We start from the raw sequence: 18,194 nt of genomic DNA on the forward strand, positions 1-18,194 counted from the left end.
CGCTTACACATTGTGTAAAAAAATATTAATCTTCTTTACCTTGAATAAGAATTACTGATAGTACTATAAGTACCATACCTACTATTTGCCACATTTCTAGCTGCTCTTTAAATATTAAAAATCCAAGTATAGTAGCTATAATAGGCTCTATACTACAAACTATACTCGCCTTACTAGACTCTACATATTGTAACGCCTTTACAAATGCACCATTTGGTATAACTGTTGCAAAGAAACCTATGGCAATAATATAAAACCAAGCTGTAGGTGACGTTGCATTACTAAATAATACCCATGGTGGTCTAAAAAACCATAAAAAAACAGCTGCAAATAAGAAAGAGTACACTAAATGAGTTTTATAGTGATACTTATTAGCTCCTATTTTACCCATTACATTTTGAAGAGCAACTGTAAATCCTGACATAACTCCAAGTATAATTCCTAAAAAACTTACCTTAAACGCTTCTACATTGTAAGCCCTTACAACTAGCAAACATCCAATTATAGATAATATTAAAGCCATTATCTTCTTTTTTGTAAGCTTTTCGTTGAATAAAAATCTAGACATAATCATTACGAATATAGGATTAGTAAAAAGTAAAACAGATGCCGTAGCTATACTAGAATACTTAACCGCATAAGTAAAAGTTAAAAACATCCCATCTAAAGTTACTACTCCATATATTAAGAAGAATATTAAACTTTTGAAGTCAGTCTTAAGATATTTTGGCTCCCTTATTAAAGTATATAACAAATAAAAAATAGCGGCCACAGTAGGTCTTAGAGCTGAAACAGAAAATTCATCAAAGCCAAGAAGATCTAGTTTCTTTGTAAGCACTCCCATTAGCCCCCAGCATGTTCCACACAATGCCACTAATAGATAACCTTGAACGACTTTTTTAGAATCCTCCATGTATTCATCTCCTTATACAAATTCCACATCATTTTAACATAAACCAACATTTTTTTCAATATAAATTGCCTTTTGAATTCTGGTTAAAGTTTCTTTAATAGCCACTTGAATTTTTATTTCAGTAACTTTGCATATACTACACTAGCTGTAACAATTTCTTAACAAAAAGGAGCTGTTGCACTAAGAATAACTCCTACAATATATTGTCTTAACTTTAAACTTCCAAAACAATATATTGCATGTGAATTCCTTAATGCAACAGCCCCTTTTTTTATTTTTATTCCTGTAATGACCTTGGTTTGCTTTTGATTCCCTTTATCCCAAGATTGCCATAAATCTCACTAACTGTTCCTGCTGTAATAAATGCATTAATTTGTTCCTTTTTAATGAATTCCATCAAATAAGAAAACTCATTTCTAGTCATCAAACTTTCTATTTCAAACTTGTCCTCATTTCCTAATCCACCTTTGACAGGATATAGCGTCGCACCCCGATGCAAATCTTCTATAATAAATTTACGAATCAAGAGGTAATCTTTTGAAATAATACAAACCCTTTTCCTGGAGTTAAATCCTATCATAAAATGGTCTAGTACTAACCCATTAATATACGTTCCTAGCAATCCTATGATTACTGTTCTCATATCGTACACAAAAATAGCAGTACAACAAATAATTGCTCCTGAAATAGAGACCGATGTACCTAGATCAATATGTAAATATTTATTTACTATTTTAGCCAAAATATCTAATCCGCCAGTGGATGCATTACGCCTAAATAAAATTGTTTGTGAAAAACTTAAAATAAGTACAAAGCATAATAGATCCAGCCACTGATCCTTCATCAATGATTCTTTCATTGGATATACCTTTTCCAATATGAAAAGCATTGGTGATAAAATTAATGCTGAATATATGGTCTTAACACCAAATTCTTTTCCGATAAGAAAGTAAGATAGAATTAATAAAAAAGTATTTATAATAAAAACTAATACTGGCAGCGATATTGAAGTAAGCAAATTAATTACAATAGATAAACCCGTAATTGATCCAACAATTAATTTACTTGGAATCAAAAAAAAATGTACGGCTAATGCCCCGATAAACATACCGACTGTTAATATTGGTAAATCCTTAATAAAAGACTTCATGGTTTCACTCATTTTTTTCTCCCCTTAAAATTAAAATTAACCTAACATACTATTTAATATATAAGCCCCTATGAAAATCTCCTATTTACAATGCCTAACGTAATCCCCCCTATCACTTGCATGCCCCTAATGCTTTCTTAAATTCCCACTTTCCACTTGCAAATTTATGTTTATTAAATCATTATTGCAGTAAAAAAAGACATTAAAATAGGAAATTAAAGCGTTTATTTAGTATAACTAATCTAACAAAAAAGGAAAAATTTCTTATGATTAATTTTACCACAAATGCCTGTGCTTTGTACTAATGAATATTAATTTTCTTGGATTAAATCCCCTAAACATTCTTTACCTTTTTTATAAAATTTGCTGCATTATTCTTTTCTTCAATTTCTCTTTCTTCATTGTCTCCTCCTCTTCCCAATCTATCACATAAAAAAAGCAGAGCTATTTCATCTATATCCACTTCTTTAAGCATATTTTGGGGTTCTGCAAAAGGTAACTCTTTTAATATAAATAAAGGCTGCATATGCCATCTAACTAGTTTACAAACCTTATATATAAAGCTCTCATCTTGATGAAATTGTTTTAAAAATTCTCTAGCCATTTCTTCACCCACATTATCATGGTTATAGGATGTTATTTTTCCCTTTCTTATTTTTGTAGTAGGTGCTTTCCCTAAATCATGAAGAAGTGCTGCCCACATAAAAGCTCTTTTATTTTTGCTTTTCTCTTTCATTTCTGCTGCCTTATCTAAAACGAGCATTGTATGATTCCACACACTTCCTTCCGGATGATACTTAGGAGATTGCATGGTGTCTTTTAAGTTCTTCAACATATTAAAAGGCACTTCATTAAATAACTGTTCCTTGGAAATTTCTAAAATATATTCTGATGGCTTTTTATCTTCTAATATATGTTTATCTATTTCATTAAACATATTTATTGTTGTTTTTAAATCCATAATAAACTCTCCATTCATAAATGCTTTATTTTATAAAATGATTAACTCACAATAAACATTACATTACCTGAATTATGAAATTTTTCTGGAATGACTTGCATAAGAAGTGAAGGAACTGTTTAAATTTATTGTTCCTAGCTATTATGCAAGTCATGGAGGAGAAATTTCATAATTCCACCGCATTGTACCTTTTTGTGCTTTAATCATAATATTATTATAACCAGATAAACTAAGTATATCACCTTCATTCTCTACATATAAAAAGATAGTTTGATTTATTCATAATCAAGCTATCTTTTTATATGTTATTAATTCTAATTGTTCATTTTCAATTAATTTGTATTTACTTTTAATTAATCATTATTAATTTTAAACTTTTCATTCTTCATTCTTAATTATTCACTCTAAGTTCTCTCCTGCTAACTGCTAAAATTACCACTACATTAGTAATTAAACCTATATAAATAGAACTTATACTATGAAGTCCTAGTAAAATCCATATTATGCTAGCTAATGTTCCACATATTATGGAATAAAAACCTGCCCTTTTATGTACTTTCTCCTTAAAAAATAGTGCAAATATAGTAGGTACAAATATAGGCACTGCTCTAAATATCATAGATAAAAATCCCCAATTCAATATCATTGAGTCTTGATTCTTTATAACTATAAAGAAAGTTGCTATTCCTATTGCAATTATAGAAAGTCTTAATACCAAAAGCTCTTTTTTATCATCAGCTTTTTTATCAATCAATTGCTTATAAACATCCTTAACAAACATAGTAGATATGCCAAGGGTAAGTCCTGCTCCTGTAGCCATAGATGATATAAGCACTGTAGCTATAGAAACTCCTGCTAATGCTGGATTTAGATAGTTTACTAAAAATAAAGGAAAAGCTTCACTTGGAACAATATTAGGAAAATGTATTCTCATATACATGCCTATCATTGTACATACTATTCCCACAGGAAAAACTAGAAAAGCTACTACAAAGGAACTTATTTTTGATACCTTTTCGCTTTTTCCAGACATTATAGCTTGAAAATAAGTCTGAGTAGATAATATGCCCACTACTGTTGAAAATCCAGAAGCTAAATCTTCAAAAATCCCATCACTAAATAAATTAAACCAAGGATTTTTAGAAAAAAAACTTATAATTTCCTTATGAGCTCCAAATTTAAAAATAAGAATAATTCCGCATATAATACTTGTACCATACAATAATACAGTCTTTATTCCTCCAACTAAAGTACTTCCCCAAAAACCTCCAAATACCACATATACCACTAATAGTGCTACTACCATAAGGGCTGTTATATTTGCATTTATTCCAAATATAGCTGTAAATAAAGCTATACAGGCTATAATCTGCCCATTAATATGTATGAACATACCAATAGACAGTAATATGCTAGAAGAAGTCCTAGCTTTTTCACCATAGGTATTTCCTATGATTTGCGGCAATGTTTCAGAGTTCTTTTTATTAACAAGTCTAGAATATATAAGTCCTAAAATTATACTGGCTACAGCTACTCCAGTTATAAACCATATAGCTGCTATGCCATGTTTATATGCCATTTGCGATGTACCAACAGTTGATGCCCCGCCTATTATAGATCCCATAAGCATACTTGTGACACCAATAACTCCAAGACCTTCTCCACCTCTTATAAAATCCTTAGAACTCTTGACCTTTCTCTTCCCTAAATATCCTGCAACTCCTGTTAAAATCAAAGTAATTAATGCACTAACTAAAATCAAATTAACATCCCCTTAAAAATTTTAATCCACCATTTAATCTTATCACAAATAATGTAATGTAAATCAAAAGATTTTATTATTTAGCACATTGAGACTTGATATATTTATACTATATAATTTAAATATATCATATAAGAAAGAAGGGATTTCATGGTGAATGAATTTATTTACGGCAAATCAATAAATACTTGGATTAAAGAATATTCAATTATCAAGGACTTAGTAGATACAAAGGAAGTATTTTGGCTAAATAAAAAATACACCAACTTTGAAAAAGCTATGGATAAAATTTCTCTAGGAGAAGATGATGTAAAAGACGCTGAAGATAGACTTCTTAGATTTGCTCCTCTTATAGCAAAACTATTTCCTGAAACTGAAAAATTAAATGGAATTATAGAATCTCCACTTATAGAAATACCAAAAATGAGAAGTAAAATCGAAACTATTTTCAATACAAATATTCCTAATAAACTTCTCTTAAAATGTGACAGTCATCTAGCCATAGCTGGATCCATAAAAGCAAGAGGTGGTATATACGAGGTTTTAAAACACGCTGAGACAACAGCTATGGAAAATGGTTTACTACACATAGAAGACGACTATTCAAAATTAAGTGAAAAAAAATACAGAGATTTTTTTAGTAAATATACTATACAAGTAGGCTCCACTGGAAATCTTGGCTTAAGCATAGGCATAACCAGTGCAAAAATAGGTTTCAATGTAATAGTTCACATGTCAAAAGACGCTAAACAATGGAAAAAAGATTTGCTCAGAAGCAAAGGTGTTACTGTTATGGAGTATGAATCTGATTATAGTAAAGCTGTAGAAGAAGGTAGAAAGCTTTCCAATAAAAATCCTAATAGCTATTTTATAGATGATGAAAATTCAAAGGATCTTTTCCTTGGCTATAGCGTTGCCGCTAGAAGACTAAAAAAGCAATTAGAAGAAATGAATATAGTAGTAGATAGTGAGCATCCTCTATTCGTATATCTACCTTGCGGAGTAGGGGGAGGTCCTGGCGGAGTAGCCTTTGGTTTAAAGCTAGTGTTTAAAGACAATGTGCACTGTTTCTTTGCAGAACCTACTCATTCTCCATGCATGTTAATGGGCATGGCCACAGAAATGCACCAGAACATATGCGTTCAAGATTTCGGCATAGACAACATAACTGCAGCTGATGGATTAGCTGTTGGACGTCCTTCTGGTTTTGTAGGTAAAACCTTAGAAGAATTATTAAGTGGCATTTATACTATAGATGATGAAAAATTACACTCTCTCCTAAAAAACATTAGAACTGAGGAAAATATAAAATTAGAGCCTTCAGCCTGCGCCGGCTTAATAGGTCCTGTTAAATTGATGCAAAATATAAACACTATGAAATCTCCTTTATACAAGGACATAACAACTAAATTACCAAACTCTACTCATATATGCTGGGCCACTGGCGGAAGCCTAGTTCCCGACAACACTTTATAAGAATATTGTGAAGCAAGTGCCATAATAAAAATCTGTCTTTAAGTCCACAATAAATATATTTTATTAGACTGTTCGCAATACGCCAAGAAATTCTAATGTTTTCAAATTTCAATACCCTAAAGCTTTCAAACTCGCTTCTGGCGGCGCTCAAACATGAAAGCTTCTTAACGGGCATTAAAATTTGAAAACAAAGAATTTCTAAGACTAGCTCAATAGTCTAAGAAAATATATTTATTGTTACCTTAAAGACAGATTTTTCAGTTCATGCATAGGCTATCAGAGGAGGAACACAGCTGACTAAAGGAGAATTTTCCTCCGCTTCGCTATGGAAAATCTTTTATTGGCGGCAGCCAGCGTAAATACGTAGGCATAATTAGGATTTATATATAAGAATATATAACTTTAATTGTTGGATAAATAAGAACTTGTAGATAAGAAGTAAGAGCTCTTACCTGGTCTACACTACAGATTTAAGATTTATATAAATCAATGCCTCACGGCAAAATATATTAGGCCTTATTTAGTGCTTTATAAAGTTTTTTTGGCGTGAGCTTGTTGATTTATAATGAATGATCGACATATATGTTAAGAAACATATATATGTATTATAACAACAAATTCCAACATCTAGAAACTAGAACCTAGTACTAAAAAACATTTGATGACTAAGGATTTATATTAGTCCCAAAATGATTTAGTGGCAGCTCTTAATTCTCAGGCGGAGTTTATTTAGGCTGGCTATCGCCAATAAAAAATTTTTAAGCCTTTAAAGAAAAGCTATAACTACTCCATTTAATGAAACAGTTATAGCTTTTTGCTATCCCATTTATTTAATTAAAGATTTTCCGTAACATAGTGGAGGAAAATCCTCCTTTAGTAGGCTTCCCTTTCCAACCATAAACATATTAAACTAAAAATCTGATTTTAATGTAGTAATAAATGTGGAATTGGGGACTATTGAACTAGACTTAGAACCTCTTATGTCTCACAGTTAAAGACCCGTTAAAAAGCTTTCATTATTTAAGCAATGCAAGAAGCGAGTTTGAAAGCTTTAGGGGCTTTAACTGTGAGACATTTAGAAGTTCTTGGCGTATTGTGAACAGTCCCCAATTACACATTTATTACGGAATTAAAATCAGATTTTTCTTCAATGTATTATTTCACAATTTATGCTTCTAGTGCATTTTTTAGGTCTTCTATTATATCCTCTGCATCCTCAAGCCCTACAGCTATTCTTATTAGTCCATCACTAATACCCGCCGCTTCTCTTTCCTCTTTTGAATAAGGAGAATGAGTCATAGAAGCTGGATGTTGAATTAATGTCTCTGCATCACCTAAACTTACCGCAATAGAAGATAATTTCACATTATTTATAACCTTTATTCCCGCATCAAAACCACCTTTTACTTCAAAAGCCACCATGGCGCCTGGAAGTTTCATTTGCTTTCTTGCTAATTCGTATTGAGAAAAATCCTTTAATCCTGGATAGTATACCTTTTCTACTGCTGGATGAGACTCTAAAAACTCTGCTACTTTCATAGCATTTTTACAATGTTTCTCTAATCTTATATCTAGCGTTTTCATTCCTCTTCCTATTAAAAATGCATCAAAAGGACTTAAGGAAGCTCCCGTCATATCTTTTATTCCAAATAATCTTACAGTATCTATAAATTCTTTTTTACCTGCCACAAAACCGGCTATAACGTCTCCATGTCCATTTAAAAATTTGGTTGCAGAATGTATTACCACATCGGCTCCCAATTCTAGCGGCTTTTGTATATATGGAGTTGAAAAAGTATTATCTACTATTACCATGCACTCTTCATTTTTATGAGCTATTTTAGATATTTCCTCTATATCACTCAACTGCAATGTTGGATTTGCTGGTGTTTCTAAATATACCACTCTAGTGTTATCTCTCATGGCATTTCTTACATTTTCAGGTTCTGATGTATCTACAAAGGTTACATCTACATTAAATCTTGTTATACCATGATTTAAAAAAGCGAAAGTGCATCCGTATAAAGTTTTAGATGCTACTATATGGTCTTCTCCCTTTATAGCTGACCATATAGCTGACGCTACAGCACCTATACCTGATGCTGTAGATACACATGCTTCTGCTCCTTCTAATAATGCTACCTTTTCCTCTACAGATGTGTTAGTTGGATTGCCTAATCTAGTGTATATATACCCTTCTTCTTGCCCTTTAAATCTGTTACCACCTTGCTCAGCAGAATCAAATACAAAAGTAGAAGTCTGGTATATAGGAGTGGCTAGTGCTCCTACTGAATTTTTAGCATGGCCTCCATGTATTGCTTTAGTTGCAAAGCCCTTATTTTTTAACTCTTCTTTATTCATTTTTTTACCCCCCAATGTTTTTTGTATACCCTCACCTATATCATACCATTTTAATTTATTTGTGTAAATATTAGTAATAATTTCAAAATAACATTTATTTTTTTGAATTATGTTCTTTTTCCCCTTCATTATTTGTAAAAATATCTTCATTCATACCTATAAATGATTGTAAAAGTTTCTTAAATGTGCCTTCTTCATCTTTTTTAGCGTAAAAATATCCAGAAAATGCTGCTATTAATCCTCCTACACCGTCGACAATTAAATCCCACATAGTATCTACCAAGCCTGATTTTTGCATATTTAATCCAAAAATATTGTCCATGCTAAATTCAAATATCTCCCACAAAGCTCCTACACTTAAAGCAAAAGTAAATGCAAACAGTCCTATAAAAAAAGGACTTAAATAAACTTGCACATTTTCATCTTTATTAAGGGTATAGATTAGTAAAAATCCCGTAAAACCTAATATAATTCCTGAAAAAGTGTGGAGCATTAAATCCCACCACCAAAATTTAATATAATATTCCCTCATCTCTCCCAAGTATTGAGCAGCAAATATAAATAGCAATATAACTATTTGAAAACTTGGAGGTAACCTAACTCTATTCTTCTTAGCTATAATAAAAGGTAAAAATGTAAGCCATAAAGTAAGTAATGCAGTGAAAAAATTCAAGTAATTTCTAGTAACAAAACTAATTACCATTGACAATATTAAAAGCCCTCTTATAACGTTAGCTAATACTACTTCGAATTTTTTTCCTCTTTTAATCCTAAGTTTCATGTAAAACCCTCCTTACTTTTAAGTATACAAATAATATATTATACCTCCCAATATATCCATGTATGCTTTTTGTTAATATTTTATAAATTATAGTTTATAATTCTGAATTTAAAGCTATAATTATACTTAAAATAGCAAATATATAAAATAAACTATGTATTAATTTTTATTTAAAAAGGAGGTTTAATATGAATTTTTTAAAAATAGATTTATCCAAAGAAGCAAAGAATAAACTAATGGAATTACTTAAAAAAAATCCTAGCTATAGCTGCATTAAGATAGATTATTTACCTCAATGCGGTAATAGCCATGTGGATTTATGTTTAGATGAATTTAAAAGCGAATATATAATAGATGAAGTTGATGATCTTTTTTTTATGTATAAAGATTATGTACCTCTTTATATTTCTTCTATAAGTGTAATATATGAAAATTCTAACTTTATGTTAAAGGCAATTCCTATAAATAAAAATAAATCTAAGGAAACAACCTCTAAGTGTTGCAAAACTTCTAAATGTGAAAATAGTTGTAGCTGCAACAATAAATCTAATTGCAATAATTGTTCTGGAAATAATGATTCTAAATGCAGTAACTGCAGTTGCCACAATAAGTCTAACTAAAAATAGACAATGACCAGCTAAATTACATACCTTAACTAGTCATTGCCTATTTATTTTATATTAGCCACATTAAAATAAATAATAAATCAGTATGCTAGTCTATTTTGCGTCACAATGTGTCAGCAAAACCTGCCAATAATCTTACTGGCCACAGAACCTGCTTCCTTGTCTTACACAAAATATATTATCATCTTTGACTTGTTATTTATTTTCATGTACCTTATTGTATTAAGAGATCTAAATTAAGAATTTTAGTATAAATAACGCGCCTACCACATAAGCTGGTATGCTCACTTCCTTATACCTGTTTGTCAAAACTTTTAAAAATATATAAGAAACCATTCCAAAAGCTATACCATCAGATATACTATATGTTAAAGGCATCATTATAATTGTGAAGAAAGCTGGTATTGCTTCTGTATAGTCTAATAAATCAATTTCCTTTATTGGTTCCATCATGAAAAGTCCTACTAATACAAGAGCAGGAGCTGTAGCTGGTGCTGGTATCATTATAAATAGTGGTGAGAAGAATAACGCTATAGCAAACATACCTGCAGTAGATACAGCTGTAAGTCCTGTTCTTCCTCCCTCAGCTACTCCTGAGGCACTTTCTACAAAAGTACTAACAGTACTAGTTCCAAGACAAGCTCCTAATGTAGTTCCTATTGCATCTGCAAATAGAGCTTTTTTTATTCTTGGTACATTTCCATTTTCATCCATCATATTTGCTTTAGTAGCTACTCCTACCAATGTTCCTATAGTATCAAACATGTCCATAAAAAGTAGTGTAAATAACGCTATAAACATGTCCATGGATAATATATGACTCCATTGAAATTTCATAAATATAGGTGATAGTGAAGGTGGTGCACTTATTATATTATGAGGTACCTTTGTTATACCCATCGGAATTCCTATAACTGTAGTAGCTACAATACCTATAAGTAATGCTCCTCTTGTATTTTTAGCAAGAAGTACACCAGTTATTAAAATTCCTATAAGAGCAAGTAGTGCATATCCGCTAGTAATATCACCGAGAGCCACTATAGTCCCTCCTTGAGGGTGTACAACTATTTTTGCATTTTCAAGCCCTATAAATGCTATAAAAAGTCCTATTCCAACAGATATAGACTTCTTTATATTATCTGGTATTGAATCTACAATTGCCTCTCTAGCATTAAAAGCTGTTAACGCTATAAATATAAGTCCTTCTAAAAATACCGCTGTTAAGGCAAATTGCCAACTATATCCCATTTGTTTAACGATAGTATAAGCAAAAAAAGCATTCAATCCCATACCAGGTGCTTGTGCAAAAGGTAATTTAGCATAAAGTCCCATAACTAAAGTAGAAATTACTGCTGATAATGCAGTAGCTGTAAATACTGCGCCAAAATTCATACCTGCATCAGATAGTATACCTGGATTAACCACAAGTATATATGCCATTGTCATAAATGTAGTTATGCCAGCTAATATTTCAGTTTTTGCATTTGTTCCATTTTCTTTTAATTTAAAAAATGCCTCCATAAAATTTCTCCTTTGTACTTAATTTTTTCAACATTGTTCATATTATCAAAATAAATTTTATAAGTCAATAAAATTCACGAACATTATCCACTGTTTTATTAATAAAATTTGATTATTTATGCTGTTTTTTTATTTACGCATTTTAGTTTTTTGTAAAGTTCGTGTTTATATCATTGTAATTTCTAACTTTCCAAACTATAAATATAATTTATTTATTAAACATTCGCATATTTTTAATGAAAAAATAAAGAACTAATCCTATATAGAATTAGTTCTAATAAATTTATTTTGAAATATATTTAAAACACATCTTTCATTTTACTCAATTACTTCCAAAACTTACGATAATTTTTTTATGTATAAAATATAATTTTTTATCTATTAATTTAATTAGTTACAAAGCTTTGATGTAAATCCTTTTTTAAATCTATATTATGCTGCCTTAAAACACTATTTAAAGCCTTTAGTGTCAAATATAATTTTTCTTCATAGCAATTTTCGCCCATGTGACCTATTCTTATAACCTTATCCTTTAAGAAATCAAAGGCTCCAGCTATCATTATATTATGCTTATTTAACATATCCTCATAAATTTCTTTATAAGTTATGCCTTCAGGTATGTTTATGGTAGTTACTGTATTAGAAAAGCTATCTAAAGGATATAACTCTAAACCACCTTCTATAAGGCTATGTCTAACTCTATGTGCTATATCTCTATGTCTTTCTATCATATTTTTATCTTGAAGTATTCTATCAAAAGCCACATCCAAAGCATATAAATCACTTATAGGCTGAGTGTATGGAAACCATTTATCTTCATACCACGTACTCCAATTATTTAAATTTGCATAAAATCCTACTATAGGAGATTTTCTATTTCTTATTTTATTCCAAGCATCCTGGCTTATACTTAAGAAAGTTAATCCCGGAGGAGCTGATATACATTTTTGTGATCCTCCTAAAGCTATATCAATATTCCATTCGTCTACCTTAAATTCTTCACCGCCCATACCAGCTACAGAATCCACTACTGTTATTATTCCATACTTTTTAAGAAGTGGACATAGCTTTTCAACATCATTAGTTATTCCTGATGGTGTTTCGCAATGAACTAAAGTAGCAATTTTAAAATCATTATTATTCTTTAAAAATTCCTCCAGCTCCTGATATTTTATGCCTCTTCTATAATCACCTTCAAAGTAAACTACATCTCCACCGTACATCTTCGCAAAGTCTCCAAAGCCCTTGCCAAAAATTCCATTGTGTATACACAAAACTTTATCTCCTGGTTCTATTAAAGAGGCACAGGCTGCTTCCAGTCCTAAAATTCCCTCGCCGCATAAAACAAGTACTTCATTTTCAGTATTTAAAAATCTTTTTATTTTGTCACAAAGGCCTTTATAAAATTCATAAAAATTCAAATCTAAATCGGGATTAGTAATAGGTTTCATTAATGCCCTTCTAACATCTTCATGTACGTAAGTTGGACCTGGTGTCATTATAAGTGTTTCCTGCATAATGTATCCCTCTTTTCTTTTAATAGTATATAAATGATTATCACACAATAAGTATTACATTGCTTGAATTATGAAATTTCTCTGGAATGAGTTGCATAAGAAGCGAAGGAACTATTTAAATTTAATTTTAGAAATTCTTCTTTTAGACAGATAAAATTATCGTAACCCTTAAAAGGACGCCAGGCTAGCGAACCTGAGGCAGGACGCTGAATGTAAGCGTTAGATAATTTTATATGGCTAAAAGATTAGAATTTCTTAAATTAAATTTATTGTTCCAAGCTCTTATGCAAGTCATGGAGGAGAAATTTCATAATTCCATTACATTGTACCTTATTGTGGGTTAATCATATAAATTAATACCTTGAATTTTTAATTCAAATTACTATCATTTTCAATGTTAACTAAGTGTTTAATGTAAAATGATTTATTACAATAATCACTACTTAATATTTTAAATTTCTAAAAAACCTTAGTTTTCTTTAATGCTGCTGCTAGCGGAATTCCTATTATAGCTCCTATAATCAATTGTGTTATATTTCCTAGAATAGATGTTAACGGTGCTATCCAGTTTCCATATAGAATTCCCTCTGCCACATAGTATCCCATTACCATCCATATAGCTGCTAAAACTATGCCTGCTATATTCCATAAAAATTTTTTTCCATTTCTATCTTTAGAATTTGCCATTGTTCCTATAATATATCCCATTATTCCCCTTATTATAAAAGTAGCTGGTGCCCAAATAGCCCACTCAGATAATAAATCAAATAATCCCATTCCAAATGCACCTGCAATGGCTCCTTTTTTGCCTCCAAATACAATAGCAGCCACAAATAACATAGCATTTCCTAAATGTACAAGTCCACCATTTACGGCTATAGGTAATCTAATATTAATAAATCTTGTAGCAACAAATACTAAGGCTATTAAAAGTGCGGATATAACCATGTCCTTTAATTTAGAATTTACTGTAGAAATCTTAGCCTCTGAAACTCTTTCACCAATATTATTCACAATAAGAACCCCCTTTTTTGTATTATTAATACTAGTGAATCCAATACATCACACTTACATTATATATTCGTTTCATATTTTTATTCAAATGTATCGGTACACTATCTATGAAATGTTTAAATGAATATGTTAAACTCTATAAAAACATTATTTAATTTAACTTTCGCAGTTATAAAATATACATTGGAAAAATTCCATAATTGCACCACATTGTACCTTATTGTGGTTTAATCACAATATTCCTATAGAACTATTCAAATATTGATATTCCACATTGTAAATGTTTTAATATAGTTAGATTACTAAAAAGGACGGTGTTATTATGAATAAAAATAGAATAGAAAAAGTTATACAAAACATGAAAAATAAAAATATAGATCAGCTTATAGTAACTTCACCTACTTCTATATGCTATTTGCTGGATTTAACTATTGAGCCCGGTGAAAGACTTATGGCCTTATACATAAATAAGGAAGGAACTATAAAATTCTTTGCCAATGAATTATTTGCACTAGATTCAAGCATAGGTGTAGATTTAGTTCTTCATAAAGACGGAGAAGATCCTATAAAACAAATAGCTTCTACATGCAAGGATAATTGCATATTTGGAGTAGACAAAACTTGGCCTTCTCACTTTTTAATTTCATTAATGAATAAAAAACCTAACCTTAAATTTGTAAACAGTTCTATTGTTGTAGACGAGGTTAGAATGATAAAAGATTCAAAAGAATTAGACCTTTTAAGAAATGCTTCCATTATAAACGACAAGGTTATAGACGAACTAATAAATTCTATACATCCAGAAAAAACTGAAAAAGACTTAGCAGAAAGCATAGCTGATTTATATAGAAAACATAATACTTATGAATTTTCCTTTTACCCTATAGCAGCTTATGGCCCAAATGCCGCATCTCCTCACCATGATTCAGATGGTACAAAACTAAAATCTGGAGACTGCATAATTCTAGATATAGGCGGCAGAACTAATGGTTATTGCTCAGATATGACAAGGACAGTATTCTATGGAGAGCCTGATGAAGAAAGCAAAAAAATATATAATACTGTATTAAAATCTAACCTGGCAGGCATAGCTGCTGTAAAGCCTGGCGTTAAACTTTGTGATATAGACAAAGCCTCAAGAGATGTTATAGAAAAAGCAGGCTACGGCAAATACTTTAATCACAGAACAGGTCACAACATAGGCATAGAAGATCACGAATACCCTAGCGTAGGACCTACTGATGAGGAAATAGCAAAACCTGGCATGGTTTTCTCTATAGAACCTGGCATATATGTACCTGGAAAATGTGGAGTTAGAATAGAAGATCTAGTTATAGTAACTGAAGATGGTTGCGAAGTGTTAAATAATTACCCTAAAGAACTAAAAATTGTGACAGAACCACAAATTTAAAATTATAGAGGGAAACATTAGGAAAAATCTTCACTTTTGTGATTATACATATTTTAATTTCAATTTTCCAAATAAAATTTCTCTCTATCTTTGATATAAAAAGTTCACAAACAATACAAAAATTCACTGAAAAGCCATAGTTTTTTCAGTGAATTCTTATTAAAAAACTTTTTAGTCTTTTATAGTAGTTGCACCATTAGCATCTTTAACTATAATCATATATTGAAAATAATCTGTAGTCATTCCATCCCTTGGTATATCTAATGTTTTCCCTGAAGAACTCCACTGAAGTGTATTTATAAAGTCCCACCTTAATTCTTTTGAAAATGGTGATTTACTTCCATTTAATTTGATTAGACTATATTGCTGCTTTAAAACTTTATCTAAGTCATCACTATCTTTATAAGTTGATATAGGAGTACCTTTTGAATTAGTACATTCTTTATAAAATATGGGAATACTGATTACTTTATTTCTAAATTGTTTATCACCCTCGTTAACACGTGCACCAAACCAGTTTATATTAACTTTGTGCAAAAAAACATGGTATAGCCCCATTTGTCCAAAATATTTTCCCCTTTGAAAATGACTATATATCTTTTTAAAATTTTCATACATTACACCTTCTCTTTTAAGATATGCCTCATCTTGTATTTCCTCAATACTATTACCTTTCTTACTAAAATCAAAAGTATCCATATTACTCTTTAAGTTATCTAGTACAATAAAAAAATTAAACTCCTCTTCATTTAAAATTTCTCTATAATATTTTTCTTTATTATATATTTTATTATATACATTATTAACCTTCTTTTTTAAATCCATGTAGTTATCTTTTAATTTATCTTCACTGCTTTTATCTCCATATTCTTGCTTAGATACATCTTGTATTTGCATATATATCTCTTTTAAAGATTGAAGATCCATCTTTTGTTCTAGTAATAAGTTTTTATCTTTAAGTTTTTCTACTAAATACTGAGAAGCATCAATACTAGGTATCGTATCTATGCCTACCACTGTTATTTTATCTTTGTCACTTAAACTCATATTGTAACGGTACATTTTACGAAAAAATTCATAGTCTTCCAAATTGGGCATAAAAACCTTTTTTAAATAATTCTCATTACCAGTTTCAACATATTTATTTATATTAAGTGAATCCAAAAAACCATATTCTATTATTAAATATTTAAAATTGGTTTCCTTTTTAAAATACTTCATGAATTTCCACTTAATATCATAATTTACATCTATATTATGAGCTTCTCCTATCAAAAATATCTCTTTGTCCTTAACATCCGAATTTAAAAGTGTGTATGATGAAAATTCTTCATTATCCCTAACATCAAGATTCTTAGTGTTCTTTTCTAGATACTCTATATACGCCTTTTTAGGTATCTTCTTATTTGAATTCTCTACATCTGTACCCGTTTTACTACATCCTACAAAATTTAAACATATTAATAAAACTACTAATACTGACAATAACCTTTTTTTCATATTTTTATCACCACCTAAATAATCTTATTAAGCTTGTACATAATTCCAAGGTCTTAATATTATTAGCCCAGTAAAGCTAATTTTTTAATTGCTCAAATATACATAATAGGATTTTGTCACATTTTATTCTAATTATAGTATATTAATACACCTAATATAAATAAGAATAAAGGATGATTTCCATCTACCAGCGTCAAGAAATCTTTTACATAAATAAACTTATCAATTTTCATACAAAGTTTTTTATAATCTTGATCTATGTCAAGTGCCCAATAAATTATCTTATAATCAAAATCTACTTTTTTCAAATTATACTTTTAGCATCTATTATTTACATGAAATTTAGTTTTCTTACTTTCGTGTTATAGTTTATTTCTTCCGTACTCCATAGATATTTATGACAAAGAATCTATGAGTAAAATAGAGTTAACTAAAAATTTAATTACAAATCTGCCTAAACCTGAAAATGTAAGTTACGTTGTGTGTGATAGTTGGTATAATTGTAAAACTATTTTTAATAGCTTCGTGAAAACTGGTTACAACTATATTGAAGTTCTAAAAACTAATAAAGTTATTTATCTAAAAAAATCTTTTCAAAATGATTGCTCATTAAAGATATTTATTTCTTTAGATAAATCATTAATTCTTATATATATTTTTTAACTTTAGTTGCGAAAATCTCTCAACATAAGCTTACAGTTAAAAAATTATAAAAAATAGAGACAAACTTCACATTTTATTGTATAAATTAATTTGCACAAAAACTTTAATAACAGGAGTGAAACATATGTTTCATAAAAGTATTTTATGAAAGAAATCACCAATAAGCCAGTTTTTATTTAACATTGGATTCTTTTTATACTTCTCAAAACCTATATTAAAGCATATTAGAGAATTTATAAAAGTTTCTACCCAAAAGGTTCACAAAGGAACAATAAATGATATTGTCTTACTAAGTCTTGCTAATTGTAATAGAACAACCTTTGGTAAATTTTTAAGTGAAGGTGTTTGGAATATTAATTTTGCATGGAAAGACATTAGAAAATTTATTGTAAGTTCCATTTATGAATATTAATCATCAACTGATTTACCTATATTTGCAATTTATGATGATACTATTGCTGAAAAAACTAAGCCCTCGTCAAAGGCTAAAAACACAATTTAGGAAATAGGATTTCATCATTCACATTTAAAAGGTAAA

The 18,194-nt window shown here is 29.9% G+C and carries 15 protein-coding genes; 4 read left to right on the plus strand and 11 right to left on the minus strand.

All coding sequences use genetic code 11. The features are described 5' to 3' along the window. Positions 1–25: 25 nt before the first annotated feature. From CC89_RS13105 to CC89_RS13120, 4 genes are all read right to left on the minus strand, one after another. Positions 26–913, minus strand: a complete 888-nt coding sequence (locus CC89_RS13105; RefSeq protein ID WP_051931766.1) for a DMT family transporter — start codon at positions 911–913, stop codon at positions 26–28. A gap of 277 nt (positions 914–1,190) precedes the next feature. Next, entirely contained in the window at positions 1,191–2,075 is an 885-nt protein-coding gene (locus CC89_RS13110) for a YitT family protein (protein WP_185750759.1), read from the minus strand. 322 nt (positions 2,076–2,397) lie between these two features. Beyond that, positions 2,398–3,024: an HD domain-containing protein gene (locus CC89_RS13115; RefSeq protein ID WP_035292821.1), complete on the minus strand. Its 627-nt coding sequence runs from the start codon at positions 3,022–3,024 to the stop codon at positions 2,398–2,400. 391 nt (positions 3,025–3,415) lie between these two features. Further along, positions 3,416–4,786 carry a sodium:solute symporter family protein gene (locus CC89_RS13120; protein ID WP_035292822.1) on the minus strand — a complete coding sequence of 457 codons (1,371 nt, stop codon included), beginning with the start codon at positions 4,784–4,786 and terminating at the stop codon, positions 3,416–3,418. Positions 4,787–4,936: 150 nt separating this feature from the next. Here CC89_RS13120 and dsdA point away from each other — a divergent pair, with 150 nt between their 5' ends. Beyond that, positions 4,937–6,262 carry a D-serine ammonia-lyase gene (dsdA, locus tag CC89_RS13125; protein WP_035293629.1) on the plus strand — a complete coding sequence of 442 codons (1,326 nt, stop codon included), beginning with the start codon at positions 4,937–4,939 and terminating at the stop codon, positions 6,260–6,262. Between the two features lie 1,167 nt (positions 6,263–7,429). Here dsdA and megL read toward each other — a convergent pair. After that, positions 7,430–8,623: a methionine gamma-lyase gene (gene megL / locus CC89_RS13130; RefSeq protein WP_035293631.1), complete on the minus strand. Its 1,194-nt coding sequence runs from the start codon at positions 8,621–8,623 to the stop codon at positions 7,430–7,432. Positions 8,624–8,717: 94 nt separating this feature from the next. Continuing rightward, positions 8,718–9,404, minus strand: coding sequence for a DUF2238 domain-containing protein (locus tag CC89_RS13135; RefSeq protein WP_051931768.1), 687 nt, complete (start codon positions 9,402–9,404; stop codon positions 8,718–8,720). Positions 9,405–9,592: 188 nt separating this feature from the next. On the opposite strand from CC89_RS13135, the gene CC89_RS13140 reads away from it, so the two are divergent. Beyond that, positions 9,593–10,024, plus strand: a complete 432-nt coding sequence (locus CC89_RS13140; RefSeq protein ID WP_035292824.1) for a hypothetical protein — start codon at positions 9,593–9,595, stop codon at positions 10,022–10,024. A gap of 237 nt (positions 10,025–10,261) precedes the next feature. Here the strand turns inward: CC89_RS13140 and CC89_RS13145 are convergent, their stop codons facing one another. The 3 genes from CC89_RS13145 to CC89_RS13155 all read right to left on the minus strand — a co-directional run bounded on the left by CC89_RS13145 (position 10,262) and on the right by CC89_RS13155 (position 14,016). After that, positions 10,262–11,551 carry an NCS2 family permease gene (locus CC89_RS13145; protein ID WP_035292826.1) on the minus strand — a complete coding sequence of 430 codons (1,290 nt, stop codon included), beginning with the start codon at positions 11,549–11,551 and terminating at the stop codon, positions 10,262–10,264. A 386-nt stretch (positions 11,552–11,937) separates the two neighbouring features. Further along, positions 11,938–13,068 carry a pyridoxal-phosphate-dependent aminotransferase family protein gene (locus CC89_RS13150; RefSeq protein ID WP_035292828.1) on the minus strand — a complete coding sequence of 377 codons (1,131 nt, stop codon included), beginning with the start codon at positions 13,066–13,068 and terminating at the stop codon, positions 11,938–11,940. Between the two features lie 459 nt (positions 13,069–13,527). Then, positions 13,528–14,016 (minus strand): ECF transporter S component, encoded by a 489-nt coding sequence (locus CC89_RS13155; RefSeq protein ID WP_051931863.1) that lies wholly within the window; start codon positions 14,014–14,016, stop codon positions 13,528–13,530. Positions 14,017–14,404: 388 nt separating this feature from the next. Here CC89_RS13155 and CC89_RS13160 point away from each other — a divergent pair, with 388 nt between their 5' ends. Further along, the gene (locus CC89_RS13160) at positions 14,405–15,493 is read left to right on the plus strand and encodes a M24 family metallopeptidase (protein WP_035292830.1); all 1,089 of its coding nucleotides are present in this window, start codon (positions 14,405–14,407) and stop codon (positions 15,491–15,493) included. Positions 15,494–15,664: 171 nt separating this feature from the next. On the opposite strand, the gene CC89_RS13165 is transcribed toward CC89_RS13160, so the two are convergent. Further along, a complete protein-coding gene (locus CC89_RS13165) occupies positions 15,665–16,993 on the minus strand; it encodes an erythromycin esterase family protein (RefSeq protein WP_035292832.1) in 1,329 nt (442 codons plus the stop codon). Between the two features lie 128 nt (positions 16,994–17,121). Continuing rightward, complete coding sequence (locus CC89_RS13170) at positions 17,122–17,301, minus strand: hypothetical protein (protein ID WP_035292834.1); 180 nt, start codon at positions 17,299–17,301, stop codon at positions 17,122–17,124. A 103-nt stretch (positions 17,302–17,404) separates the two neighbouring features. Between CC89_RS13170 and CC89_RS20605 the strand changes: the two genes are divergently transcribed. Beyond that, on the plus strand, positions 17,405–17,656 hold the full coding sequence (locus tag CC89_RS20605) for a hypothetical protein (protein ID WP_185750760.1): 252 nt from the start codon (positions 17,405–17,407) through the stop codon (positions 17,654–17,656). Positions 17,657–18,194 lie beyond the last annotated feature (538 nt).

The organism is Clostridium sp. KNHs214, assembly GCF_000744935.1.
Classification (GTDB): Bacteria; Bacillota; Clostridia; order Clostridiales; family Clostridiaceae; genus Haloimpatiens.

Bases quoted from the DNA above. Each gene is read 5' to 3' on its own strand.
- CC89_RS13105 (WP_051931766.1), bottom strand. From the start codon at position 913: ATGGAGGATTCTAAAAAAGTCGTTCAAGGTTATCTATTAGTGGCATTG.
- CC89_RS13110 (WP_185750759.1), bottom strand. From the start codon at position 2,075: ATGAGTGAAACCATGAAGTCTTTTATTAAGGATTTACCAATATTAACA.
- CC89_RS13115 (WP_035292821.1), bottom strand. From the start codon at position 3,024: ATGGATTTAAAAACAACAATAAATATGTTTAATGAAATAGATAAACAT.
- dsdA (WP_035293629.1), top strand. From the start codon at position 4,937: ATGGTGAATGAATTTATTTACGGCAAATCAATAAATACTTGGATTAAA.
- megL (WP_035293631.1), bottom strand. From the start codon at position 8,623: ATGAATAAAGAAGAGTTAAAAAATAAGGGCTTTGCAACTAAAGCAATA.
- CC89_RS13135 (WP_051931768.1), bottom strand. From the start codon at position 9,404: ATGAAACTTAGGATTAAAAGAGGAAAAAAATTCGAAGTAGTATTAGCT.
- CC89_RS13140 (WP_035292824.1), top strand. From the start codon at position 9,593: ATGAATTTTTTAAAAATAGATTTATCCAAAGAAGCAAAGAATAAACTA.
- CC89_RS13145 (WP_035292826.1), bottom strand. From the start codon at position 11,551: ATGGAGGCATTTTTTAAATTAAAAGAAAATGGAACAAATGCAAAAACT.
- CC89_RS13150 (WP_035292828.1), bottom strand. From the start codon at position 13,068: ATGCAGGAAACACTTATAATGACACCAGGTCCAACTTACGTACATGAA.
- CC89_RS13155 (WP_051931863.1), bottom strand. From the start codon at position 14,016: ATGGTTATATCCGCACTTTTAATAGCCTTAGTATTTGTTGCTACAAGA.
- CC89_RS13160 (WP_035292830.1), top strand. From the start codon at position 14,405: ATGAATAAAAATAGAATAGAAAAAGTTATACAAAACATGAAAAATAAA.
- CC89_RS13165 (WP_035292832.1), bottom strand. From the start codon at position 16,993: ATGAAAAAAAGGTTATTGTCAGTATTAGTAGTTTTATTAATATGTTTA.
- CC89_RS20605 (WP_185750760.1), top strand. From the start codon at position 17,405: ATGAGTAAAATAGAGTTAACTAAAAATTTAATTACAAATCTGCCTAAA.